26 protein-coding genes are annotated in these 24,237 nt (G+C 68.5%); 8 read left to right on the top strand and 18 right to left on the bottom strand.

All coding sequences use genetic code 11. The annotated features are described in order from the left end of the window. Positions 1-76: 76 nt before the first annotated feature. The 9 genes from H5411_RS35390 to H5411_RS35350 all read right to left on the bottom strand — a co-directional run bounded on the left by H5411_RS35390 (position 77) and on the right by H5411_RS35350 (position 7,575). On the bottom strand, positions 77-922 hold the full coding sequence (locus H5411_RS35390) for a cyclase family protein (protein WP_183126327.1): 846 nt from the start codon (positions 920-922) through the stop codon (positions 77-79). Positions 923-939: 17 nt separating this feature from the next. After that, positions 940-1,584: a 3-oxoacid CoA-transferase subunit B gene (locus H5411_RS35385; RefSeq protein WP_183126326.1), complete on the bottom strand. Its 645-nt coding sequence runs from the start codon at positions 1,582-1,584 to the stop codon at positions 940-942. Further along, positions 1,581-2,258 (bottom strand): 3-oxoacid CoA-transferase subunit A, encoded by a 678-nt coding sequence (locus H5411_RS35380; RefSeq protein ID WP_183126325.1) that lies wholly within the window; start codon positions 2,256-2,258, stop codon positions 1,581-1,583. Before H5411_RS35380 ends, H5411_RS35385 begins: the two co-directional genes overlap by 4 nt. 631 nt (positions 2,259-2,889) lie before the next feature. After that, a complete protein-coding gene (locus H5411_RS35375) occupies positions 2,890-3,672 on the bottom strand; it encodes an IclR family transcriptional regulator (protein ID WP_183126324.1) in 783 nt (260 codons plus the stop codon). Positions 3,673-3,693: 21 nt separating this feature from the next. Continuing rightward, a complete protein-coding gene (locus H5411_RS35370; RefSeq protein ID WP_183126323.1) occupies positions 3,694-4,077 on the bottom strand; it encodes an EthD domain-containing protein in 384 nt (127 codons plus the stop codon). Between the two features lie 17 nt (positions 4,078-4,094). Further along, positions 4,095-5,306: a cytochrome P450 gene (locus H5411_RS35365; RefSeq protein WP_183126322.1), complete on the bottom strand. Its 1,212-nt coding sequence runs from the start codon at positions 5,304-5,306 to the stop codon at positions 4,095-4,097. 50 nt (positions 5,307-5,356) lie between these two features. Further along, positions 5,357-6,316, bottom strand: a complete 960-nt coding sequence (locus H5411_RS35360) for a PDR/VanB family oxidoreductase (protein ID WP_183126321.1) — start codon at positions 6,314-6,316, stop codon at positions 5,357-5,359. 46 nt (positions 6,317-6,362) lie between these two features. After that, positions 6,363-7,109: an SDR family NAD(P)-dependent oxidoreductase gene (locus H5411_RS35355; RefSeq protein WP_183126320.1), complete on the bottom strand. Its 747-nt coding sequence runs from the start codon at positions 7,107-7,109 to the stop codon at positions 6,363-6,365. Then, the gene (locus tag H5411_RS35350; protein ID WP_183126319.1) at positions 7,099-7,575 is read right to left on the bottom strand and encodes a nuclear transport factor 2 family protein; all 477 of its coding nucleotides are present in this window, start codon (positions 7,573-7,575) and stop codon (positions 7,099-7,101) included. The genes H5411_RS35355 and H5411_RS35350 overlap by 11 nt, the downstream gene beginning before the upstream one ends. Positions 7,576-7,757: 182 nt before the next feature. On the opposite strand from H5411_RS35350, the gene H5411_RS35345 reads away from it, so the two are divergent. Further along, a complete protein-coding gene (locus tag H5411_RS35345; RefSeq protein WP_183126318.1) occupies positions 7,758-8,777 on the top strand; it encodes an alcohol dehydrogenase catalytic domain-containing protein in 1,020 nt (339 codons plus the stop codon). Positions 8,778-8,789: 12 nt separating this feature from the next. Here H5411_RS35345 and H5411_RS35340 read toward each other — a convergent pair whose 3' ends face one another. Continuing rightward, positions 8,790-9,521 carry an IclR family transcriptional regulator gene (locus H5411_RS35340; protein WP_183126317.1) on the bottom strand — a complete coding sequence of 244 codons (732 nt, stop codon included), beginning with the start codon at positions 9,519-9,521 and terminating at the stop codon, positions 8,790-8,792. Between the two features lie 179 nt (positions 9,522-9,700). On the opposite strand from H5411_RS35340, the gene H5411_RS35335 reads away from it, so the two are divergent. Continuing rightward, positions 9,701-10,465, top strand: a complete 765-nt coding sequence (locus H5411_RS35335) for an IclR family transcriptional regulator (protein WP_183126316.1) — start codon at positions 9,701-9,703, stop codon at positions 10,463-10,465. Positions 10,466-10,472: 7 nt separating this feature from the next. Here the strand turns inward: H5411_RS35335 and H5411_RS35330 are convergent, their stop codons facing one another. Next, positions 10,473-11,897 carry an FAD-dependent oxidoreductase gene (locus tag H5411_RS35330; RefSeq protein ID WP_183126315.1) on the bottom strand — a complete coding sequence of 475 codons (1,425 nt, stop codon included), beginning with the start codon at positions 11,895-11,897 and terminating at the stop codon, positions 10,473-10,475. 156 nt (positions 11,898-12,053) lie between these two features. On the opposite strand from H5411_RS35330, the gene H5411_RS35325 reads away from it, so the two are divergent. Together H5411_RS35325 and H5411_RS35320 are read left to right on the top strand one after the other, a co-directional pair. Then, on the top strand, positions 12,054-12,989 hold the full coding sequence (locus H5411_RS35325) for a VOC family protein (protein ID WP_183126314.1): 936 nt from the start codon (positions 12,054-12,056) through the stop codon (positions 12,987-12,989). Between the two features lies 1 nt (position 12,990). Then, on the top strand, positions 12,991-13,272 hold the full coding sequence (locus H5411_RS35320) for a YciI family protein (protein WP_183126313.1): 282 nt from the start codon (positions 12,991-12,993) through the stop codon (positions 13,270-13,272). A gap of 38 nt (positions 13,273-13,310) precedes the next feature. On the opposite strand, the gene H5411_RS35315 is transcribed toward H5411_RS35320, so the two are convergent. Continuing rightward, a complete protein-coding gene (locus H5411_RS35315) occupies positions 13,311-14,273 on the bottom strand; it encodes a VOC family protein (RefSeq protein ID WP_183126312.1) in 963 nt (320 codons plus the stop codon). A 238-nt stretch (positions 14,274-14,511) separates the two neighbouring features. On the opposite strand from H5411_RS35315, the gene H5411_RS35310 reads away from it, so the two are divergent. Then, positions 14,512-15,849 (top strand): MFS transporter, encoded by a 1,338-nt coding sequence (locus tag H5411_RS35310; RefSeq protein ID WP_183126311.1) that lies wholly within the window; start codon positions 14,512-14,514, stop codon positions 15,847-15,849. Between the two features lie 39 nt (positions 15,850-15,888). On the opposite strand, the gene H5411_RS35305 is transcribed toward H5411_RS35310, so the two are convergent. Then, entirely contained in the window at positions 15,889-16,161 is a 273-nt protein-coding gene (locus H5411_RS35305; protein ID WP_312878681.1) for an SDR family oxidoreductase, read from the bottom strand. A 253-nt stretch (positions 16,162-16,414) separates the two neighbouring features. Here H5411_RS35305 and H5411_RS35300 point away from each other — a divergent pair, with 253 nt between their 5' ends. Then, complete coding sequence (locus H5411_RS35300) at positions 16,415-17,101, top strand: GntR family transcriptional regulator (protein WP_183126310.1); 687 nt, start codon at positions 16,415-16,417, stop codon at positions 17,099-17,101. Position 17,102: 1 nt separating this feature from the next. On the opposite strand, the gene H5411_RS35295 is transcribed toward H5411_RS35300, so the two are convergent. From H5411_RS35295 to H5411_RS35275, 5 genes are read right to left on the bottom strand one after another with little or no spacing between them, the layout of a single operon-like run. After that, positions 17,103-18,224, bottom strand: coding sequence for an ABC transporter ATP-binding protein (locus H5411_RS35295; RefSeq protein ID WP_183126309.1), 1,122 nt, complete (start codon positions 18,222-18,224; stop codon positions 17,103-17,105). 12 nt (positions 18,225-18,236) lie between these two features. After that, positions 18,237-19,991 carry an ABC transporter permease gene (locus tag H5411_RS35290; protein ID WP_183126308.1) on the bottom strand — a complete coding sequence of 585 codons (1,755 nt, stop codon included), beginning with the start codon at positions 19,989-19,991 and terminating at the stop codon, positions 18,237-18,239. A 22-nt stretch (positions 19,992-20,013) separates the two neighbouring features. Then, a complete protein-coding gene (locus H5411_RS35285; protein ID WP_183126307.1) occupies positions 20,014-21,078 on the bottom strand; it encodes an ABC transporter substrate-binding protein in 1,065 nt (354 codons plus the stop codon). 5 nt (positions 21,079-21,083) lie between these two features. After that, the gene (locus H5411_RS35280) at positions 21,084-21,947 is read right to left on the bottom strand and encodes an amidohydrolase family protein (protein ID WP_183126306.1); all 864 of its coding nucleotides are present in this window, start codon (positions 21,945-21,947) and stop codon (positions 21,084-21,086) included. Between the two features lie 20 nt (positions 21,948-21,967). Further along, positions 21,968-22,864, bottom strand: coding sequence for a substrate-binding domain-containing protein (locus tag H5411_RS35275; RefSeq protein ID WP_183126305.1), 897 nt, complete (start codon positions 22,862-22,864; stop codon positions 21,968-21,970). Positions 22,865-23,255: 391 nt separating this feature from the next. On the opposite strand from H5411_RS35275, the gene H5411_RS35270 reads away from it, so the two are divergent. Both H5411_RS35270 and H5411_RS35265 read left to right on the top strand, forming a co-directional pair. Then, the gene (locus H5411_RS35270; protein WP_183126304.1) at positions 23,256-23,828 is read left to right on the top strand and encodes an SRPBCC family protein; all 573 of its coding nucleotides are present in this window, start codon (positions 23,256-23,258) and stop codon (positions 23,826-23,828) included. Then, positions 23,812-24,237: aldolase/citrate lyase family protein (locus tag H5411_RS35265; protein ID WP_312878680.1), on the top strand; the 426-nt coding region annotated here is incomplete at its 3' end. The genes H5411_RS35270 and H5411_RS35265, both read left to right, overlap by 17 nt.

Raw genomic sequence — 24,237 nt, 5'->3', positions numbered from 1 at the left:
CGGCACAGCCGGTGCCGCGGAAACCTCCGGCACCGGCTGTGCTGACCATACGGTCGAGATCCGTTCTCCGCGCCGCCTATACGAAAGCGAGCGGCCGGATAGGCGATCCGGTGCCCCCCTTGATGCGCAGCGGCGAAGCCACGAAGAAGAACTCCTCGTATACGCCGTCCGCTGCCAGCCCCTCCAGGTACACCGACTCCATAATCGGGATCGCGGACTTCACCAGGAAGTGCACGTGGACGTCGAGCGCGGGCACTGTCCATTCCGGCTTGTGCTCGAAGCTCGCGGTGTCCCCGCCTACGGCCAGAATCCCCCGTGAGGACAGCCATTCGGCGCCGGACAGCGATACTCCGGGCAGTCCCACGCCGGTGCCGAGGTAGCGGTCCGGAGTTTCCCAGTGCTTCATCAAGCCGGTGCGGAAGAGCACGATCGAACCAGGCTGAGGCTCGGGTCGTCCGGAGAACCACTCCTCGAGTTCCCGCGCGCCGAAGCCGTCGCGATTCGTCATCTCGCGTCCGAACAGCACTTCTCCGTCGACGAGGTGCCCCGGGCCGACCAGCGGAGGCAGCTCCTCGACCGAACCGATCGGCACCCCGTCCTCTTCGGACTGCAACGCGGTGATGTCGCGATCGCCGATGATGCAGCCGTCAACCGAAACGTGCCCCAGCGAGTCGACGTGGGTGCCGCAATGGCCGGGCATCGACATCAGCTCCATCGCCGCCGAGATGCCCTTCGGGTAGTTGTGATCGCCGTGCTTCTTGACGAGCCGGTACCCGTAACGTTCGTGCGCGGCGTGCTGGGTCATGCCCACCTCCAGCCGCACCGCGAGGTCGTAAGCCTTCGATGTCCGGTCAGGCCAGGCAGTCTGCCCTTCCCAGGCTCGCCCGCCCCAGGACACTGGGACCGCGTTGGTCGCCGTCATGGCACTCCCTTCTTCGGTCACGCCGCGACAGCGTCGACGAGATCAAGGCCGCTGCGCTCGCGAAGCTCCTCGATCGCGACGCCGTCCGCCAGTTCAACGACCCGGAAACCCTTCTGAGCCGGTTCGAACACGCCGTGGTCGGTGTAGACCCGCTCCACGCATCGCGTGGCGGTCAAGGGGTAGCTGCACGACCGGACGAGCTTGCACTCGCCGGATCGCGTGAACAAGTCCATGGCCACGAAGACGTGCCGGGTACCCGCCGCGAGGTCCATTGCGCCGCCGACGCCGGGGATCACCGTCGAGGACGTCGTCCGCCAGTTCGCGAGGTCCCCGTCTTGCGACACCTGGTAGGCGCCGATCACGCAGTAGCTGAGGTGGCCGCCGCGGATCATCCCGAAAGACTCGGCGTGGTCGAAGTACGCGGCGCCGGGTTCCTCGGTGACGTAGATCTTGCCCGCGTTGATCAGGTCCGGGTCGATCTCGTCCTCGGCCGCCGCGCGCCCCATTCCCAGCATGCCGTTCTCGGTGTGCAGGATGAATTGCTTGCCCGCCGGCACCTGATCGGCCACCAGCGTGGGCATGCCAATCCCCAGGTTCACGTAGGCGCCGTCCGGAATATCGCGCGCGGCCCGCGCCGCGATCTCGTGCCGCGACCAGCTCATCGTCCCTCCTCCGTTCCGAGCACCACTCGGTCGACGTAGATTCCCGGGGTCACCACGACCTCCGGATCGAGCGTTCCGACCGGCACGATCTCCCCTGCCTCCACGACGGTCACCTCGGCGGCCGACGCCATCAACGGCCCGAAGTTGCGCCCGGTCTTCCGGTAGACGAGGTTGCCGTGCGCGTCGGCGCGGTGCGCGCGGACGAGCGCGAAGTCGGCGAAGAGCGGCCGTTCGAACACGTGCGGGCGGCCGTCGAAGACCCGGACTTCCTTGCCCTCGGCCAATTCGGTGCCGTAGCCGGTCGGCGTGTAGAACCCGGCCACACCGACCCCGGCAGCGCGGATCCGTTCCGCCAGCGTGCCCTGCGGCACCAGCTCCAGCTCGATCTCCCCGGCGAGGTACAGCTCGTCGAAAACCGTGGAGCCGATCGCCTTGGGGAACGAGCACACCACCTTGCGCACCCGCTTCGCCGCAAACAGCTCCGAGATCGCTTTGCCGCCCGCGCCCGCGTTGTTGTTGATCACCGTCAGGTCACCGACGCCCGAGTCGAGCAGGGCTTGGATGAGCACATCCGGTTGACCGGGCGGGCCGAAGCCGCTGATCATCACCGTCGCACCGTCGCCGATGTCGGCGACGGCCGCCTCGGCGGAGGGGACGACTTTGTCTACCGTCACGCGCGGCTCCTTCCTTTCCAAACGATTGGTAGGTTACTCGCATTGCGACGGGAGCGAAAGAGGCGGCAGGGAAGTCAGCCGAGCTGCGGTCTAGCTAGCAAGCAGCCACTGTCGAGCACAGCTGAGCTCGCCGCACAGCTCAGATTGCGTGCTCACGACCGCAGCCGGTGTACCTACCGATCGTTTGGTTGATGCCGTGTTCGACGGCAACGGCCATACAGACATAGCTCACCATTTCCATGCCGCACGTTCGCCCAAGCGACCCGCGTCGAACCAAAAAGCCTCTGGTCGACCGGTCGCGCAGCCTCCGCGACGACGACCCGGCCGCCGCGCACGTCGGCTCGGACCGTCTCAAGAAAGACACAGCGGGAGAAGTTTCGGGATGCCAGCCGCGGCCTCGGCACATGCGCAGTGCTCACGACAGACAACCGCCTGGTCGAGCGCGCCTGCTGAATGTGGAACCTGCCGCCTTGCCGATCTCCACGAGGTGTCCCAGCCGATCGCGGTTGGTTCGCTCGCGGCTTCGGTATTTGGCGGGATTGCCCATGCTCGACCGGATCTGCGCACACAAATGCTGACCTCGTTCGAGGCCGTCAGCGAGGGCTGCTTCCGCCCGCCGTCTCGTAGCCAATCAGCTGGCGAGACCCTGGCCCGCGACCCGCAACTCATGCTCGATCCGACCAGCGGCGATCCGGAGCGCCTCGACATACCCAGGCAGGTCCTGCTGCGCGTACCGGGCAGTAGGCAGCGCCAGCGACACCGCGGCGTTGACCTGGCCCACGGCGTGCCCGATCGCGGTCACCCCGATCTCAGTCGCCTGGTTGTTCACCGCGAAGCCCTGCTTCCTGATCTGCCCCAGCGCGCGGTGCATGTTCCGCCGGTCGATCGGGGTCCCCTCGTCGAGTTCGTAGGTGTTCCCGGCGTACTCGGCATTCGCGCCGAACAGGCCGTCCAGCTCGTCTCCGGACAGCCGCGCCAGCAGCACCCGTCCGCCGGAGGCGAGGTGGGCCGGCAGCATCTTGCCTTCCCGGTCGCCGACCCGGAGGATCTGCCCGCATTCGACCGAGACGACGAACCGCACTTGCCTGCCGGCCAGCACCATCAGGTTGGCCGTCTCCCCGACCCGGTCCACCAGTTCCCGCAGGTGCGGAACCGCGACCGACCGGAGCGTGGCGGCCGGTTCCGTGGCCGTCGGCCGCCGCAGCACCCCGCCCGCCTGATAGCGGCGATCCCCGGTCTGCACCGCGAAATCGCGGTACACCAGCATCGCCAGGAGACGGTGTGCGGTCGAACGGGCCACCCCGAGCCGCTCCGCTGCCTCCGAAACCCGCAGCGGGCCCTCATGCTGCAGGAGGACCGCCAACCGGAGGGCGTGGTCCACCGATTCGACGCTGTAGGCCGGTTTGTTCCTCACCGCGGGCCGCCCTAGGCCGGGTCAGTTTTCCGGATATCCGTCGACGATCACCGGATCGGCGTCGGCGATCCAGGTGATCCGCTCGACGCGCTGGGAAAAGGAGTGGCTGGCGAAGCCGATGTCGTCGTCCTTCGCGATCCGCCATTCGTCGGTCTCGCGCAAGGCTTCGAGGACCTGCTCCGATTCGAACTTCATGATGACGTACGCGTCGGGGCGCGGCCGCTCCTGCGCTTGCCAGGTCGAGGTCGGCTGCTCGTTGAGAAACGTCTCGTACCAGACGACGCCCGGAATCTTCTTGCCCAGCTGGGCGTGCACCTCGCGGTAGTGCTCGCGGAACTGCTCGGGGGTGGTGCCTGCCCAGCGGTAGACCTCGAACATGAGCGTGGGGCGGTATGGCGCGGTCATGATCACTTCCCTCTGATTCAGTGCTTGCCGGCGGCGAACAGCCGCACGGGCACCTTCGTGAAGCCGAAGCCCTGCATGTTGTCGGACACTTCGGGCACCCCGGCCGACTCCAGGCTGTCCACGTGCGCCAGCATGGCGGTCAGCACGGCCCGGGTCTCCATCCGCGCGATGTGCTGGCCGAGGCAGGCGTGGATGCCGACGCCGAACGTCATGTGCCCGGCGACGTTCTCCCGGCGGATGTCGAAGACGTCCGGGTTCTCCCAGAACCGCGGATCCCGGCCGCCGCTGAGCCACATCATCATCATCGGGGCTCCCTCGGGCACGAGGTGTCCGTCCACTTCGGACTCCGCCGCGGCGACGCGTCCGGTGTAGCGCACCGGCGGGTAGTACCGCAGGACTTCCTCGATCGCATTGCCGAGCAGATCTGGGTTCGCCTTGAGCAGTGCCCACTGCTCCGGGTTGTCGGCGAAGGCGCGGATCGAGTTGACGATCGAGCCGACGGTCGTGTCGAAACCGGCGGCGAAGATGAGCTTGACGAGCTGCTCGCCGTCCTCCTCGCTCAGCCTGCCCTCGTCCACCATCGTGTAGATCTGTTTGCCCCAGCCGTGTTCGCCGGCCGTCTCGCGTTTGGTGTTGCGCTCGACCCACTCGAGCGCGGGCGCGCCGATGGCGTGCTTGCGGTAGTAGAGGTCGTTCTTCGGCGCCGTCGAGTTGAGTGCGGCATCGGCGAAATGCTTGAGCAGCTCACGCCCTTCCTCGGGAGCACCCAGCGCGTCGAGGAACACCTTCGTGATGAATTTCGTGCCGATCGATTCGACCGCGTCCAGTTCCACCGAGTCCGCGGTCAGCAGCCCGGCGACGAGGCGCTCGGCCTCCTCGTGGAAGGTCTCGTCCAGCGTGCGCAGGTTTTCCTTCGAGAACAGCTCGAGCGCCAGCTTCTTGATCGCAGTGTGCTCGGGCGGATCCTGCATGAGCATCAGCGGCGGCTTGAACGGCGACGGGTCGGCGAAGGCGCGCGACCTGCTGGAGAACTTCTTGCGGTCCCGTCCCACCTGGCGCAGTTCGCTTTGCCGCGTCACCGCGTACACGTCGTACTTGGCCAGGTGGACGATCGAGGCGTACTCGCGCAGTTCGCCGTCGTAGCGGATCGGATCGGCGAGCGCCTCGGCCGTGAACGGATCGTAGTCGCTCACGGGGACCGCGCTCGGCGGGTTGCTGGTCGACGTCATGATCGCTTCTTTCTTGCGGTACGGGCTGATGTCTCGCTCGCCCGGAGGCTTCACAACTCCAGGACGAGGCGGGCTCCCTTCGAGCGGGACACGCAGATCATCATCGAGCCGTTCTCGTCCTTTTCCTCCGGCGTGAGAACGGAATCGCGATGGTCGGCCTCCCCGGCCAGCAGTGGGGTCTCGCAGGTCCCGCACATTCCTTCGGCACACGAGGAAAGAACGTCGATCCCGGCCTCGGCGACCGTGTCCAGGATCGACTTGCCGGGCGGCACGGTCAGCACGAGATCGCTGAGCGCGAGCTCGACCTCGAATGCCTCGTCCGAGCCGGAATCGGCCGGTTCCGCCGGGGTGAACCGCTCGAACCGCAGCGAGTCCCGCGGCCAGTTCGCCGCGGCAGCCTCGACGGCTTCGAGCAACGGTGCGGGACCGCAGCAGTAGATCAGCGTCTTCTCGGCCGGTTCGCCGATGAGCGAGGCCAGGTCGATCAGGCCCTGCTCGTCCTGCGGGACGAGCGTGACGCGATCACCGTAACGATCCCGGAGTTCCTGTGCGAACGCCATCGAAGCGGCAGTGCGGCCGCCGTAGGTGAGCGTCCACGGCTTTCCGGCGCGGTCGGCTTCGGCGAGCATGCCGGTCAGCGGCGTGATGCCGATTCCCCCGGCGATGAACCGGTACTCCTCGGCCGGAGCCAGCTCGAAATGGTTGCGCGGGCCGCGTGCTCGCACCGGCGTGCCCGGGTGCAGGTTCTCGAAGACGTGCTGGGATCCGCCCCGGCCGTCGGCTTCGATGAGCACGCCGATCCGCCACTCGAAGGCGTCGGAAACCGGCCCCACCAACGAATACTGCCGGACCAGGTCGTCGTCGAGCACGAGGTCGATGTGCGCGCCGGGGGTCCACTCCGGGAGCGGAGCGTTGTCCGGGTGTCGCAGGCGCAGCCCCACGACGTTCTCGGCGAGCGCCTCCCGTCCCGCCACCTGCAGTTCCAGCTCGACGTTCGTTTGCTCGCTCATACCTCCAGCCTTTCTCTCGCCTTGCGCCTTGCCGCCCACCGATCGCTCACCGGACCATCGCGAGGCCGCCGTTGACGGAAATGAGCTGCCCGGTGATGAAACGGGCGCCAGGCCCGGCCATGAACACCATCACCGGACCGAGGTCGTCGTCGACGTCGCCCAATTCGCCGCCGAGCGGCACCGTGGAGTACACGGAGCGGCCGTCCGCTCCGCCCGCGTCCGTCATCGGGGTTTTCATCGCGGGGACGATGCAGTTGGCCCGGATGCCGTGCTTTCCCCACTCTCCGGCGGTGGCGCGGGTCCAGGACATCACCGCGCCTTTCGACGCGGCGTAGGCCGCGATGCCGGGCATCGCGATCAGGCCGCCGTCGGAACCGATGTTCAGGATCGTCCCGCCGGATTCGCGGAGGTGCTCGAAAGCCGCCTGGTTGGTGTGGATCGTCCCGACGACATTCACCCCGAACACGTCGTCGAGGTCCTGGTCGGTGAACTGCTCGGGACGTTTGCGCCGTTGGATGCCGGCCACCGTCGTGAGCACGTCGAGCCCGCCGAGCCAGGAAACCGCCTCCGCGAAAACGGATTCGACTTCCTGCCGCGAGGTGATGTCGCAATGGTAATAGCGGCCCTGTCCCGGGCCGTCTGAATTGGCCTTTTCGACGACCTCCCGCGCGAGATCGTCCTTGATGTCCAGCACGGCGACCTGCGCGCCTTCGGCCACGAATGCGCGGAATGTCCCCGCCCCGATTCCGTGGGCCGCGCCGGCGACGATGATCCTGGTTCCCTCAAGCTGCATGGTCTCCCCCAAGGTGCTCGCGACCGCGGGCTTCCGCGGTACCCGTCTCTCCGATGACCTGGTATTCCAGCCGCGCCTGTTTCCAGCCCGCACCGGTCCGCACCCACTGCTCCACGTAGTGGACGTAGCGGCGGCGGTCTTCGGGCTGGTCCCTGAACCGTTTCCAGGAATGCAGCGCGCACCGCGAATTCGCGCGGTCCGGCGAGACGAAATCGATTTCGAAGTTGGCCACCAGGTGCAGGCTCGCCACGGTGCGGTCCACTTCGCGGTGGTACCACTCACGGATCGCGTCGAGGCCCACGATGACGTCTTCGTCAGGGCCGTACCGGAATTCGCAGTCGGGGGTGAACACCGACAGCATTCCCTCGACGTCGAGGTAGTCCGAATAGCGGCAGTACGCGGCCTTCGCCTCCATGATCGCGAGGCGATCCGCGGTCTCCCGCAGCAATGCTTCGGTGGTTTCCACTGCTCTCCCCGGAGGTGCGAATTCAGCTGGACAACCGCAGGTTATTCGCGCGCGCACCGCCGGAGCAGGACCTTTCCTCATTCCGGAAAGCCTGTGCCGAAGCCCCGTGCCGGTGTCACGCTGGCCGCGACGAGTCAGGGACTCTTTCGCGGGAGAGGGGTAGGGCGGCATCGCCCGGCGCTATGAAGGCTTATCGGATCACGGACTGGGGCCGGAGCGGGTTCACCGAGGTGGCCGTACCCGAGCCGGGACCGGACGAGGTCCTGCTCGAGGTGCACTCGGCGGGACTGTGTCGCACCGACCTGAACATCCTGTCCAGCGCAGGAGGTTACTGGCCCCAGCCGCCTTTCACCTTGGGCCACGAGATCGCCGGCGTCGTCGTGGCGCTCGGGCCCGGAGCGCAACGCGTGCAGGTCGGCGATCCGGTGCTCGTGTCGGCGGTCTACGCCTGCGGGGCCTGCGGAAGATGCCTCCGCGGCCGCGATCACGAGTGCCAGCGGATGACGCACGTCGGCTACGGGGTCGGGCTCGATGGCGGGCTGGCCCAGTACATGCTGGCCAAAGCGATCCACCTGGTTCCGCTCGGCGAGCTGACTCCACGCCGCGCCGCGCCGCTGGGCGATGCCGCCGCCACCTCCTTCCATGCGGTGATGAACGCGAAAGAATCGCTGTGGCCCGGCAGCACCGTGGCGGTGCTCGGAATCGGCGGTCTCGGCGGATACGCGGTCCAGTTCCTCAAGCAGCTCACCGGTGCGTCCGTGCTCGCGATCGACAATGTGCGCGAGCGGCTGGAATTCGCGCGGCAGTACGGTGCCGACGAACTGCACCTGTTCGGCGGCGAAACGGCGGCCGCGATGCGGGACTTCGGAAACGGCACCGTCGACGTGGTGCTCGATTTCGTAGGCAGCACAGCAACCTTGACCGCGGCGCTCGATGCCATCGGGGTGGGCGGACGGATCATCGTGGCGGGCATCGGCGGCGCGGAAGTGACACTCGGCTGGGAACGGATGCCGCGGAACTCGCGCTTCGAGAACACCCGCGGATACACCCGGGCCGATCTGGAGGACGTCGTCGCACTGGCGGCGGCCGGCCGGATCGACCTCCCGCAGACCCATTACCCGTTCGACCAGGCGGAAACGGCGTTGGACGACCTGCGCAACGCTCAGGTCGCGGGCCGTGCGGTCATCCTGCCCAACGGCTGACGGCGGCTCGCGTCAGTGTCGCGTGTAGACACTCTGCAGGCCGCGGCCCGCTTCGAAGAGCGCGTCGGCGATCCGCTTCTCTCGTTCCGAATCGCGGCCGCAGCGCGGCAAGTCCGTCAGCCACGCACTCACCGAAATCGCCACGAGCGCGCCGGAGTTCGCGACCGGGCGGGCGAATCCGACGACTCCGCGCTCGGATTCCTGCACGTTCCTCGCGTAGCCCACCCGGCGCACGGTCTGGAGTTCCTCCAGCAGCGCCTGCCGGTCGCCGATCGCGGCGGGGGTCGGCTTCGGCAGCGACCGGTGCGGGAACATCTTCCGGATCTGCTCGGGGGTCGAAAACGAAAGCAGTGCCTTGCCCGCTGAGGTCACGTGCGCGGGCATTCTCGTGCCCACCCTGTTGCCGATCGCCCTTCGCGCTTTCGGCGTCCAGTGGTGGATGTAGCGGGCGTCCGGGCCGTCGAGCACCGACATGTGCGCGGTCATCCCGGTCGTTCGCCCGAGCGCTTCGACGAGCCGCCGCGACCTCGCGACCAGCTCGATCTCAGCGGACATGGCAACCATGCGCGGGCCCGGACGGTACCGCCTGGTGTCTTCGTCCTGCACGACGAACATCCGTCGGCCCAACGTTTCTAGGACCCGGTGAATAGTCGACGGCGCGACACACAGTTGCTCCGCGACCTCTGACACGCCGACCTCCCCGCGGTCGACGAGGATGTCGATGATCTCGAGAGTGCGATCCACGGACAACAGGGTCATCGCGAGCCCCGGATGCGCATGCGACGTGTGGTGACCACCTCAAATGCTCCTTTGCACTTGATATCGCGCCGTTCCAGCTCCGCGCGCTGATCGCAGCATACCCGCGGACACCGCATAATGGAATACTGTCGTCAAGTGTCCCTCTATGTGGAATACTGCAGGTCATGAGCGAGCTGAAGACCCTGCGGAACGGGCTGGCCCTGCTGCGCCTGCTGGAAGGCCGCGACGCCACGGCCATCACCGACCTCGCCAAGGAACTCCAGATCAGCCCCTCGACCGCGCACCGGATCGCGAGCACCCTGCGGACCGAAGGGTTTCTGCGACAGGACCCGCACACGCGGCGATACCTGCTCGGCCCCGGCATCGTGCTGGGACGGCCGGGCGCTGAGCTAGAGCGCTGCCTCGAGGTCGCGCCGGACCATCTGGCCAGCCTGCGCGATTCCACCGGCGAGACGGTGCACATCGCGGTGCGGACGGGGCGGCAGGTGAGGTTTCCGCTGGCCGTCGAGTCGACCCGGCAGGTGCGGGTGGCCAGCAGCGTCGGGAGGACCGTGCCGGTGCACGCGACAGCGGCCGGGAAGATCCTGCTCGCGCAGCTGCCCGACACGGAGATCCGGAAGATGCTCGGCAGCGAACTGGAAGCGCTGACGCCCCACACGCTCCGCACGACCGACGCCCTACTGCGCGAGCTGGCGGACGTCCGGCGGAACGGTTATGCGATCAACGCCTCCGAGACCGACCTCGGTCTGTACACGGTCGCTGTCACCGTGGAGGGCAGGGACGGCAAACCGTTGTGCGCACTCGCCGTCTCGGCACCGCTCGCCCGGGTGCGGAGGGATCCGGCGAAACGCGAACCCGCGGTCGAGGACCGGCTGCTGGACGCGCTCCGCCTGTGTTCCAGCGAGCTCGCCGCGCACCTCCGGCAATAGCCGGTGCTCAGGCAGCAGCCGCCGCTTCCGCCGCCAGCCGCGCGGCGACGATCCGGCCGAACACCGCGCCCTTCCCCAGCGAAGTTCCAGTCATGTACGCCGCACCGTGGAAACCGCCGGTCACCTCGCCGATCGCGGACAACCCGGGGATAACGGCGCCGTCGACGTCCAGCACCCGCCCGTGCGGGTCGATCGTCACCCCGCAGTAGGTGGTAGTCATCAGCGTCTTCGCCGGGTAGGCATAGAACGGCGGCTCGACTACCGGGACCAGTTCCCCCACGCCGTTGACAAGCCCGGTCCGTCCCTGTTCGTCGGGCTCGCCGCCGGCGACCGCCGCGTTGTAGCGCTCGACCGTCGACACCAGTCCGGCCGGGTCGATTCCCGCGGCCTCGGCCAGCCCTTCAAGCGTGCCGGCCCGGTGGACGTGCCCGATCTCTTCGAGCATGCCGATGTCGTTGAGCGGAACGCCGGGATGCGACCGGGCCCGGACCACGGCGTCGAACACCTGGAATCCGAGGCCTTCGGGCTGGGCGAGGCACGCCGCGCCGAGGGACTTGTAGGAGATGGACTCGTCGACGAACCGCCGGCCGGCGGTGTTCACGATGATCGCGCCCAGGTAGTAGGCCGTGAGCAATTCGTGGAACTCGATCCCGGTGTCCGGGTGCGAACCGTAAGTGCCGCACACCGCGGACATGTCCGCCATGCCTGCGCCCAGCTTCCACGCCATCCGAAGCCCGTCGCCGGTGTTCCCGAGTCCGCCGTAGGGAATCGCCGCCAGCTGGTCGGGGGCGAAGACCGCCAGCAGCTCCTCGCCGCGGCTGAACCCGCCCGACGCGATCACCACACCCCGCCGCGCAGCGAACCGGACCAAGCCGTCGGGCGTCTCCGCGACGACCTCGCCGACCCGGCCGCCGGCGTCCCGGACCAGTTCCGTGGCCCGGGACGCGCACAACAAGGTTCCCCCCGCCTCGGTGAACTGCTCGGCCAGCGCCGGGATGAGCGTCCGGATCGGAGTGTGATGACTGCGGGCGAAGGACTGCCCGGAGCTGATCTCGACCACCGGGAATTCCGCCCCGTGCGCCTTGAGCCACCGGTAGGTGTCCTGCTGGTGATCGAGATACTGCTGCAGCAGAGCCGGATCGTTGCGGTGCGCGCCGACTTCCAGCAGGTCCTTGAGGAAGGCCTCGGCCGAGTCGCCGACACCGTGCGCGCGCTGCTCGTCGGTGCCCGAGAAGGCGAAAAAGCCGCCGCTCATCACGCTGCTGCCACCGACGGCCGCGGTCTTTTCCAGCAGCGCCACCGAAAGCCCGTGCTCGACGGCGGACAGCGCGACCGTGAGACCCGCGATGCCCGCGCCCAGCACAACCACGTCGTATCCGGTCCGGTGGTCGGTCATATCGTCCCTCTCTCGGCGAACGTGCGATCTGCCCATGATCCGTCGCCCGGACGGCGGCGGCCCCGCAATTCCGCACCACAGAACAACCCGTTCCTTCGAGCAAGTTCTCCCTTGCGGAACGCAGTGACCGGCTCGCGGAACCGGCCTTAGTGTCGCCGGGGAAGCACCCCGAGACCGAGGAGCGGACCGACGTTGAGCAGCCCTTTCCCGCTGATGTTCCATCCCACGCTGATAGTCGACGATCTCGAAGAGGCGGCGGCCTGGTTCCGGAAGGTCTTCGGCCGCACCGAAGTGCGGTGGGAGGACAAGTGGGACCTGAGCCTGCTGAACCCTGACTATCCGGTCAACTACTCGTACTTCTTCGTGATCGGCGACGTGAGCCTCGACGTGCTCGCTCCTTCGCTGCTGATACTGCCCGGCGAGCGGGAGGCCGTTTACCCAAAGGGCCAGGGACTGGCCGACATCGCCTGGTATGCCGACGACATCGAGGCGCTGGCGCGCAGGCTCGAACAGCACGGTTTCCGCACCCGCGACCAGGAGGGCAACGTCATCCGCGACGGCAAGGTGCCGGAATCCAGCCTGGTGGCCGACTGCCCGATGATCTGGTCGCTGCCCGAGGACACCGGGCTGACCTACGAGTACTACCACCTGGCGGAGCGGCACCGGCCGAAGTACTCGCGGCTGGCCGACCCGCGCCTCGCCCCTGGCTGGAAGCCCGGCGTGGTGGATCCCGCGGACCCGCTCGGCGTCATCCGCTGCTCGCACCACACGGTGCTGACGGAGCAGCCGGAACGGGCAGTCCGGCTGTTCGAGGTGCTCGGCGGCGACGCAGGACCCCGCCGGCACGATGCCCTGCTCGACGCTGACGTCATGCCGGTGCGCTATGCCGGTTCCGTCATCGAGTTCGCCACTCCGCGCGACGCCCCGATTCTGGACGTGCTGACCGGTGCGCCCAGCCACACCGACCAGTACCTCGGGATGACCTTCGAAGTCGTCGACCTCGACGCGGTGGAGACCCACTTGAGCAGCCACGGTGTCGGCCTGCGGCGGGCAGGCGGCGAACTCGTCACCGACCCCCGCACCAGCTTCGGCGCGCGCTGGGGATTCGTTTCCCGGAAGGATTCCTGAGATGGCCAAGTTCGTCATCCGCTACACCTACGACGCCGCCCTCGCCGACCGTCGTGCCGCACGGCTGCCCGAGCACCGCGACTGGCTCGCCGGCCTGGACTCCCGCGGCGAGCTGCTGACCGCCGGAGCGTTCGCGGACGGGACCGGCGCGGTTCTCGCGATCGCCGCGCCGGACGCTCCGGCCGCGAAGTCCACAATGGACGCCGATCCGTTCTGGACCGGCGGGCTCGTCGCCGACCGCGCCATCAACGAGTGGAACGTCCGCTGGGGTCCGCTGGCCTGACGCGTAGGGCCGGGCCGGATGCGGTCCGGCCCCGCAAGTCAGCCGAGCCGGGCCGGACGCCGCGCCTCCTCGGGATACGGCGGCTCCTGCACGAAGCGCCACTCGGCGCCGAACCCGTGCTTCGGCGGAATCACGGTCGCATCAGGCCTGTCCTCGGTGGACACACCGACGGCGGCCAAGTGCGCGCGGACCTGGGCGCAGTCACCGACCACGTAGGTGACTCCCCGGTAGTGGTCGGCTCCGTTCGCGGTCTCCGGGCCGGGCTGTGTCGGCACCGCGATCTCGAGCACCGTGTCGCCCAGTCGCACGAAGGTGCTCGCGGCCCCCAGCTCGGCGTTTTCCCCTTCGCCGACGACCTCTCCTTCAAGCAGTTCCGTGTACAGCCGCAGCATTCGTGCCGGATCACGGGTGACCACGGTGTGGTGCGACGTGTAGCGCAGCCCCAGCGGATCGGCCGGATCGAGAACCGGGCCGGCCCAGTCCGCCCGCAGCCGCGGATCCGCCTCCTGCCCGTACTTCGCCCAGTGCCGCTTGCCGGTTTGCTGGAACTCGTAGCGGATACCGGTGTCGGCAGGCTCGGTGAAACCGGTCAGCACGTCCGCGGCGAACGACGAGCGCGGCGGTTCGGCGTCGGTGATCAGCCTTCCCTGCTGGTCATGGGCACGGATCCCCGCCGCGGCCAGCCGGTGGAACAGCTCGACCGCGTCGTCGGTGTACCAGCCGAGCCCGATCATCCCGTCCGGGACGTTCCGGTAGCGGGTCTGGCCGGCCAGCGCGCCGCGGGCGTGCAGGGACGGGCAGAGGAAAACCCAATGGGTATCCGCCACGAACGCGAAGAACGAGTAGTTCACCGGATAGTCCGGTTCGAGCAGGTCCAGATCGAGCGTCTCCTCCCAGCGCAGCGGGCGGCGGGCGAACACGCGGCGAAACCAGTCGCGGGCGGCGTCGAGATCGCCGACCGCGATGGTGGGGTGGTAGAGCGCGGGAACCCTGGCAGGCAACGGTTTCCTCCTCGTGCCGGGACTGGACCGGATTACCTGTCATTCTCGGCCGCACCGGCCGCCTCCCCCGCGGCGTTCTGCACACGGGAATTCCGTGCCGGTGGCGCCGGAGGAATGAATACCGTCGCAAGACCGGACAGCCCGGACAACGACGTTAGGGACTCCCGATGACCAGTCCACTGAGGACTCATGTGTGCACCGCACCTCTGCCAGCCCCTGCGCGACCGGGGAGGCACCGGTGACCGACATCGTCCCCGCCGCTGCGGAGCAGGATCAGCCGGTCCGCAGACCTGACTCGCCCACACCCGACCATGCGACGAGGTCCGCGGTGGCGGGGTTCTTCGGCGGCATGCTCGAGTACTACGACATGTCGATCTACGCGTCGGCGTCGTCGCTCGTTTTCGCCCGCATCTTCTTCCCGGACGCCGGGGCGAGCGCGCTGCTGCTGTCGCTCGGCACTTTCGGGGTGGCGTACGTCGCCCGCCCGGTCGGCGGCCTGATCGCGGGCTACGTGGGCGACCGATTCGGCCGCCGGGACATGATGATCGGCACGCTGCTCGTGATGGGCATCGCGACGTTCCTCATCGGCTGCCTGCCCGAGTACCGCACGATCGGCATCGCCGCGCCGATCATGCTGATCGCCCTGCGGTTGCTCCAGGGCGTCTCGGTGGGCGGCGAGTTGTCCGGGTCCGTCTCGCTGACCGTCGAACACGCCCCGGAGCGCAAACGGGCCTGCTACGCGTCCTGGCAGACCAGCGGCATCTGGGTCGGCTACATCCTCGCCAGCATGGTGTTCGTCGCGGTCAGCACCATGCCGTCCGGGCAGCTGCTGAGCTGGGGCTGGCGGATCCCGTTCTGGTCGAGCGCGGTCATCGTGGTCATCGGGCTGCTCATCCGCCGCACCGTCGTGGACCCCGAGGTGTTCGTCGAGCACAAGAACGCGGGAACGCATGCGCGGCTGCCGCTGAAGCAGCTGTTCGTCATGCAGGGCCGCGACGTCGTCCGGGTCATCCTCATCGCACTCGTGATCTGCAACGCGAACATCGTGATGATCTTCGGCCTCGCGTACGCGACCAGCTCGGTCAAGGTCCCCGGGAGCGTGATGCTCTGGGTGCTGATCGCGGGTTACGCGGGTTGCCTGATCACGCAACCGCTGGCCGCGATCGCCAGCGACCGGATCGGCCGCCGCCCGGTGCTCATCTCCGCGTGCCTGCTGTGCGCGGGCGTGGTGTGGTTCTACTTCTGGACGATCAGCACCGGCAACGTCGGGCTGATCGTGGTGGGGATGGCCCTGGCGCTGTCGGTCGCCTACGGTCCGGTGAACGTGGTGCACCCGGTGTTTTTCGCCGAAATGTTCCACGTGCGCTATCGAGTCACCGGGATGGCACTCGGCCTGCAACTCGGCGCCGTCATCTCCGGCTTCGCCCCGTCGATCGCCCAGGCGATGGCCGGTCCCGACGGCGCACGGTGGTGGCCTGCCTGTGTCTTCGCCATGGTCGTCTGCCTGATCGCCGCCGTCACCGTCCTTTTCTCGCGCGAGACGTTCCGGACCCCGCTGGACCAACTCGGCGCGTAGGCCTTCGGACGGTTCGGTGCCCGGGTCGGCGCCGAACCGTCAGTGGCCGGACATTCCGCCGTCGACTGCGAGGGTGGTGCCGGTGATGTAGGAGGACGCCGGGCTGGCGAGGAACACCACGGCTGTGTCGAGTTCCTGCTGGGTGCCGAGTCTGCCGAGCGGGCTGTGCTGCTTGATGAACGGCAGCAGCAGGTCTTGCGGGATCTCGGCGGTCATCTCGCTGGCGAAGTAGCCCGGGGCGATCGCGTTGACGCGGATCCCCCGCCGGCCGGACCGCTGCTGCGCTAGGTCGCGGGTCAGCCCCGGGCACATAACGATAAGGCTGACCCGCGTTCTGGCACGGCGAATAGGCCCTACTGAGAACCAGGTGCACAGGACGTTGCCGCCCGTGCTCGCTCGCCGCCTCCGAAGACACGTCGATCCGTACTGTCGCGGACTTCTCGGGGGATGCCCTCGCCCGGCTTCAGTGATCGACAGGCGGACGGACGTTCAGTACGCCAGCCAGGCCACGGAGGCGGGTTAAGATCAGGCGATCGGACGGCGCGGTGTGGGAGGTTTGCCTGCGATGACGGTGGACAAGGCGCAGGACTCGCGCGTGGAGAGCGCGGATCCCGGTGCCACCCGGACAGCGCGGGCTTACCACGATCTCCGCGAGCTGATCCTCTCCGGACAGTACGCTCCCGACGCGCGGCTCACCGAAGCCGACCTCACCAGCAGGCTCGAGGTCTCGCGCGGCACGATCCGGTCGGTGCTGGCCCGGCTCGCGCAGGAGGGTTACGTCACGGCGGAGGCGAACCGCAGTGCGCGGACGCGGTCGTTTTCCGAGGATGAGGCGATCGAGATCCTCGAGACCCGCGAGATTCTGGAAGCGGCCCTGGCGGCGAAGGCAGCCGAGCGCGCTACTGACGAGGACATCGCGGAGATGACCGCGACCTGCGAGCGGATGTGGGCGGGCCGGGAATCTGACGGCCGGGACGAGTACTCCGCGCTCAACCGCTCCTTCCACGAGCAGGTGCGCCAGGCGGCACGACAGTCGACACTCACCCGCTTCGTCGACAGCCTGCTGTATCCGCTGGTGCTGCGGCAGTACCGCGACATGGACCGTTCGCGGCCGCGGGCGACGGTGGTCCACGAGCACGAAGCGATCCTCGCCGGCATCGTCACGCACAACCCGGAGGCGGCGGCCGCGGCGATGCGTCATCACCTGTCCGCGGTCCGCCGTGCTCTCCAACTGACGTTCTCCGGCGAGTAGGTCAGGACCAGAGCGCCACGGTCCACTCGGGATCCAGCACGACTCCGACGTCGTCGCCCGGCCGGATCCGCAAGTGCGCGTCGGCGTGGGCGCGGAATTCGACGTCGCCTACGGTGGCGACCACTTCGAGCCGGTCGCCGAGGTATTCGGTGGAGATGACGCGCGCTGGGAATCGGTTGAGTTCACCGGCGTCCGAGGTTCCTGGCACGATCCGGACGTGCTCGGGGCGGATGCAGACGTGCACGTCGCGGACCTGGGCGGGCGGCGCGGCGAAACGCTCGCAGCGCATGACGCCAATGGCAGTCTTCACTTCCGCCACGCGGCGTGGCGGGCCGTCGACGACTCCGGGGACGAGGTTGGCGCTGCCCACGAAATCGGCGACGAACCGGGACGCGGGCGAGTCGTAGATCTCCGCCGGCGAACCGATTTGCTCGACCCGGCCGCGGTTCATCACGACGATGGTGTCCGACATCGCCAGCGCCTCACCCTGGTCGTGCGTCACGTAAATCGTGGTGACGCCGAACTTCTGCTGAAAGGACCGCAACTCGGCCCGCAGCTGCGACCGGAGTTTCGCGTCCAGATTGGACAGTGGCTCGTCCAGCAGCAGGACTTCCGGTTCGCACAGCAGGGCGCGGGCGAGTGCCAGGCGCTGCTGCTGCCCGCCGCTCAGCTGGGTCGACCACCGGTCCGCGTATTCGGACAGGCCGACTTGTTCCAGCATCGCGAGCACTCGCGTCCGGGCCTCGCTGCGGGAGCAGGTCTTGCGGCCGTAGCGGAGCGGGAAGGCCGCGTTGTCGAAGACTTTCATGTGCGGCCAGATCCCGTAGGACTGCGGCACCATCGCGATCGGACGGTCCTCGGGCGCCACGTCCCGGCGGGCCGCCGAGGAGAAGACGGCCTTGCCGTTCATGGAGATTTCGCCGCGGTCGGCGCTTTCGAGCCCGGCCAGGCAGCGCAGCGTGGTGGTTTTGCCGCAGCCGCTCGGGCCCAGCATGGTGAAGAAGCCGCCGCGGGGCACGGTGAAACCGACGTTGTCGACGGCGAGGCTCACCTCGGCGCTCTGCTTCCGGGCGAACCGCTTCTCGAGACCGGAGATCGCCACGGCGTGCTCGGTGTTCTGCATGGTCACGACACCTCAGATGTGTTGTTGGAAGCCGCGGCGGTTGACCCACCACACGGAACCGGCGGAGACGGCGAGCAGGAGCACGGCCAGCGCGCTGGCCTCGGGGTAGTTCGCGCTTTCGCCGATCATGTCCCACAGCAGCACTACGACGGTGCGGTTGTCCGAATTGGACAGAAGCAGCGCGATCGGGAGCTCGCCCAGCGCGTTCGCGAAGACCCAGAGCCAGGTGCGCGTCACCGACGGCGCGACGAGCGGCAGCACCACCCGGCGCAGCACGGTGCCGTGCCGGGCGCCGGACACCCGGCCCACCTCTTCGAGCCCGCCATCCAGTTGCAGCAGGGAGGTTTGCAGCATCCGCGACGCGCGCGGGATGTAACGCGTGGTGAGCGCGATGACGATGATCCAGATCGTGCCGTAGACCGGGATCGGCAGGAACAGGTAGAGGAACAGCACCGCGACGCCGAGCACGACGCTCGGCACGGCGAACACGAGGAACGACAGGTCGAACAGCGCGCGCCCAGCCCGCCCGCCTCGTTCGGAGGCCAACGCCAGCCACAGGCCGAACCCGGCGGTCAGGGTCGCCGTGACGAGGCTGATGACCAGGGTGTTGACCACCGCGTGGGTCAGGTTCGGGTCAGTGAAAATCGTGCCGTAGTTGGCGAAACCGAGGCTGCCGAGGCTGTGCAAGCTGATCGGTTGCAAGAACGGCGTCAGGCTGGTCCACACGAGAGTCAGGATCGGGACGACGATCGCGACGAGCACGTAGAGCGTCACGATCGCGGCCGCCGGGTAGCGCCACCGGCCCAGCCGCACCGGTGCCGACCGGTATCCCTTGCCGCTGACCACTTTGAAGCGGTGCGATTCCCGCGTCTGCCGCCGGTAGAGCGCGATCATCACCAGGGACAGCAGCACCAGCAGGACGCCGTAGGCACTGGCGAGCCCGTAGTCCGACATGCCCGACGGCGGCTGCAGCGCCGCCTGCACGAGACTGCTGAACACGAAGATCTGGTGCGGGGTCCCGAGAATGGACGGGATCGCGAACTCTTCGAGAGCGATGACGGCCAGCAGCATCGCGGCCGCGCTCATGCCGGGCAGGGTGAGCGGCAGGACGATCTTGCGGGTGCGGGTCAGCCACCCGGCGCCCGAGGTGGCCGCGGCCTCTTCGAATTCGAGGTTGAGGCGGGCGAAGGTCGGCGCGAGCATCAGGTACATGCTGGGCACGCCGAAGATGCCGGCCACCAGGATCATGCCGGGCAGCGAATAGATGGTGACCGAAATTCCGAAGACGCGCTCGACGAGCAGTGCGAGCGGGCCGTTGGCGGGATTGGCCGCGAGCACCCAGGCGACCGCCATCACGGTCGCGGGCACACCCATCGGCGCCAGCGCGCTCGGTGCCAGCACGCGGCGGCCCGGCAGGTCGGTGCGTTCGAAGAGGTAGGCAAGGCTGACGCTGATCACCAGCGCCACCGCGACGGTGCCGACCACGAAGATCGCCGAGTTGAGGGCTACTTCGAGCACTCGCGGCGAGGAGAAGATCTTGACGAAGTTGTCGAGGGTGAACCCGGGGATGTCGAAGGGCAGCTTCAGTTCGGCGCTCTTGAGGCTGCTGTAGATCAGCATGCCCAGCGGGAACACCACGAGGTAGGCGAGGAACAGGCCGATGGCGATGTTGAGGCCGGTGCGGACGCGGCCGCGGCGGCGCGGGCGGGCGGGTTCGGCGGGCGGGCGCGGGGGTGCGGCGGGGGCGGCCCTGGTGGCGGACTGCATCGTCGGAGTCTCCAAGGGGATTTCAGTTCACGTCGGTGCCCAAGGCCTTCTCGACCTGGGGGAAGAAATCGGCGAACCGCTGGTACTGCTGGATGTCGGTCTCGCTGTGCCACTGGACCCCGGCGGCGCAGAGCGCGCGGACGACGCGGTTGGCGAGGGCAGCCTTCGAACAGTCGGTCTCGGTCGGGATGATCGAGTTGTAGCTGCCGGCGAGCGCCTTCTGGCCCGCGGCGGAGGCGAGGAACGCGGTGAGCAGCCGCCCGGCCGCCGGGTGCGGCGAGCCCTCGGGCGCGAACAGGTAGGCCTTGTTGGCGTTGGTCGGCCCGATCGGGGCGACCGCGACCGGGGCGCCCTTCGCTTTGTCCGAGAGCACGAGGTTGATCAGGTCTGTGCCGAGCGGGGTCTGTCCGGAGACGATGTTGGTGTGCGCTTGGGTCGTGTTGTCCGTGTAGTGCGGGCTTTGCTTGGCCAGCTTCGCGGAGAACGCCAGCCCGGGTCCGGCGCCCAGCGTCTTGTCCTGCTCCCACACGGTCATGAACGACCCGCGCGACTCGATCGTGAGCTTGCCGCCGCCCCACTGCGGGGACAGCACGTCGTTCCAGCTGTGCGGCGCGTCGGCGGCGGGCACGGCGGTCGTGTTGTACGCCCAGACCTTCGGCACGGCCCACACGTAGACGAAGTTGCCGTCGAAGATCTGGTTCCCTGGCACGCCGTACCGGCTCCAGTCGACCTTCGCGGCCATGTCCACCGACGGCAGCACGGTCAGCCCGCCCGCGTTGGACACGTCGAAGCTCACGCGGCCGGCGGCCTGTTCGACATTGAGCTGGGTGACGAGGTCCGGGGCCTTCTTGTTGGTGTATTTGACCGTGATGCCGGGATATTTCTTTTCGAACGCCTTGATCGCGGGCCGCATCTGGGCTTCCGGCTTCGGCGCGAACCAGATGACCTGGCCCTCTTTCTTCGCCGCCTGGTAAAGCTCGGCGAGGTTGCGGGCGTCCGGCGCGGGCGGCGGCTTGCTGCACCCCGCGCCGAGCAGCGCGACCACGGCCGCCAACGCGGCCAGCACGGTCTTCCGACGGGTACGCACGGTTCTCACTGTCCCCCCGTCGTGGCTGCCACGCCGTACAACCGCGCGGCAGTGCCGCCTGCGACGAGGGCCCGCTTGGCGTCGTCGAGCGCGGGAAGCTGCGCCCGCACGAGGTCCGCCAGCTCCCCCAGCGCGCCCGCCGAGGCAGGGAAGTTCGAGCCCCACATGACGTGGTCGGCGCCGAATTCCTCGACCAGTGTGCGCACGATCGGGGTGGCGGATCCGGCTTCGCGCTGGGCTCGCAGAACGGCGGGCGGGGTGAGTTTCACGAAGACCCGGCCGCTGTCGCGCAGCCGCGCGAGCGCCGGATACGGCAGCACGCCGTCGCCGAGATCGGGGCGGGCCGCGTGGTCGAGTACGACGGTCAGGCCCGGGTACGCCTCGAGCAGTCCGGCCAGGATCGGGGTGTGTTCGGCGTGCATCTGGACGCAGACCGGGACGCGGCGGTCGGACAGGAACTGCCACACCGGCGTCATCCGGTCGTCGTCGAGGCCGCGGCCGGGCGTCGGCACGGCGGTCGTCCCGTCGGCGGCCCGGATACGGACGCCGGAGAAGCCGCGTTCGTCGATCCAGCGGGCGAGGTCGTCGACGGCTTGGGGCGAAAGGAAATCGACCGAGCAGACGCCGCTCAGCCGGTCGGGGTGCCGGGCGAGCTGGTCGGCGACGTAGCTGTTGTCGAAGCCGTAGACCGTCGAGGCCTGCACGAGGACCAGGTGGTCAACCTCGGCGGCGTCCGCTTCGCGCAGCAGGCCGTCGATGTCGGCCGGGCGTTCCCGGGACCAGTCGGAGCGGTGCCCGCCCAGCGGCGCGGGCGGATACGCGGCGGTATCCGGGGAAATGATGTGCGTGTGCGTGTCGACGCGGAACATGGGCTCTGCTTTCGGTGGGCTCAGGCGAGGTGGCGGGAGAAGTCGTCGAGAAGTTCGGCCACGGTCACCGGGGTGCGGATGACGTTCTGCTGCAGCGCGTAGTCGATCGCGACCTGGAGCCCGGCGACGAGTTCGTCGGTGACGCCGAAGCGCAGTGCGCGCACACGCGGCCCGGGTTCGGCGTCGGCGGCTTTGCGTTCTTCGATGCGGGTGCCGAACGCCTTGTAGAGTTCGGCGACCGTGCCGGGTTCGGCCTCGAGCAGGTCTCGCCGGACGGTGAGCAGGTGGTTGATCGGCACCGTCCCGTGCCGTTCGCCCCAGGCTTCTTCGGCCGCGCGCCAGTCCGGGATGACCGGAACCAGCGGGCCTTCCGCGCCGTCGAGCGCGGGCGGGCCGAGGACGGCGGCGGAGACTTCGCCGCGGCGCAGGACGTCGAGCACTTTTCCTTCCGTGCGCTCGACATTCGCCGGTTCCGCGTACTCGGCGACGTGCGGTCCCTCGGTGGTCACCCAGGTGACGTCCTTGGCGTCGAGGCCGTACTCCTCGTGCAGGATGCCGCGCACCCACAGGCCGGTGGTCTGGCTGTAGGCCCGCACCCCGACCCGTTTTCCGGCCAGGTCCGCCGGGGCGAATCCGGCGGAGCCGGGCCAGCGGGTCAGCGAGTGGTGGTGGAAGTCGCCGCTGAGCACGACCGGAAGCAATGCGATCGGCACGCCCGCTTCGCGTGCCTGGAGGAACGTGGCGAGGGCGAGTTCGCTGACGTCGTAGCGCAGTTCCCGCACCATCGGCGCGAACGCCCGGTAGATCGGGTCGGCGTGCGCGACCTCGACGGGACGGCCGCCGGGGGCGAAACCGGGGGCGGTGACGAACTCCGTGTGCGGGTAGGCCTTCACCGCGACGGACAAGGTCCTGGCCATAGGGGACGACTCCTCTGCTGCGCTGGAGCGGAACGGGCACCGACGCGACCGGGCGGACACCCGAAATGTCGAACAGTGTCAGCGACCGTACGCGCCGATTGCCGGTGTTTCAACCATCGAGGACGCAAATCGTCTAACAATCTTGCGTTCACCGACGCCTCTCCACCCGGTCCGATCCGCCGCGATCACGCGCTCGACCTGCGAGAACATCCTCCGACCACTCTTGTCCTACAAGATTCAGCGGGGAGCAGATCGAGTGACGTCGAGAATCTTGTTCAACAAGGAATTCTTGCCGACCGTCACTGCGGGCTGCTACGGTCCGCCGCAAAGTTGTTAAACAATCTGGCGGTCGACCCGGTGACGGGCGCAGCCGCCGAGCGAGGGCAGAGCTGTGATCGAGATCGACGAGGAGATCCCCGTTCCCGCACCGCCGGAGCGGGTGTGGGAGGTCGTGTCCGACCCCGGAGCGGTGGTGTCGTGCATCAGCGGTGCCGAGCTTGGCGCTTCGCACGAGGACGGATCGTTCGACGGGACGCTGGTCGTCAAGTTCGGCGCGGTGCGCGTGCGTTTCGGCGCCCGGGTCGCGCTGGACCTGGACGAGCCCGAGCGGGAAGGGCGGCTGTCGGCGAAGGGCCGCGACGGGCAGGGGGCCACGCGCTTCTCGGCGCACGCGACCTTCCGGGTCGTCCCGGATCCGGCGGCCGGGGGTTCGCGCGTCCGCGTGACCGGCCAGGTGAGCCTCGCGGGGAAGCTCGCGTCGCTCATCGAAGCCGGTGCCGGTGCGGTGGTTTCCCGGATGACCAAGGACTTCTCCGCCGAACTGGTGCGCAAGTGCGCCGGCGACGCCGCTGCCGAACCGCCCGCGCGCCCCTCGCTGTGGGCGCGGCTGCGCGACTGGTGGCAGCGAATCATCCACAAGCGACAGAACGAACAGAGCGAGGTGCGCAGTGGCCAGGCTGAATAGCGTCATCGGAGCCCTGGAGTCGGGAAAGCCCGCCTTCGCGGCCTTCGCCCCGCCCGAGCCGTCGGCGGCGCTCGACTTCGCCGGTTCGGCCTACGACGGAGTGGTCTTCGAAGCCGAGCACAAACCGTGGGACGCCGCGAACCTCCGCGACAGCCTGCAGTACCTGCTCGACCGGCGACGCATCTTCGAAGCAGGCACCCTCGCCCCGGCGCCGACCCCGTTCGTCCGCGTGCCGGTCAACGGCGCGGAACACGGCCAGTGGCACGCGAAACAGGCGCTCGACCTCGGCGCGTACGGCATCGTCTGGCCGCACATCTCCCGCGTCGAGGAGGCGCGCAACGCGGTCGCGGCCTGCCGCTACCCGCGCTTGCCCGGCACCGAGCGTTTCGAACCCGCTGGTCTGCGCGGT

This window comes from Amycolatopsis echigonensis, assembly GCF_014174495.1.
GTDB lineage: Bacteria > Actinomycetota > Actinomycetes > Mycobacteriales > Pseudonocardiaceae > Amycolatopsis > Amycolatopsis echigonensis.
This window is presented reverse-complemented; position numbering and strand designations above follow the sequence as displayed.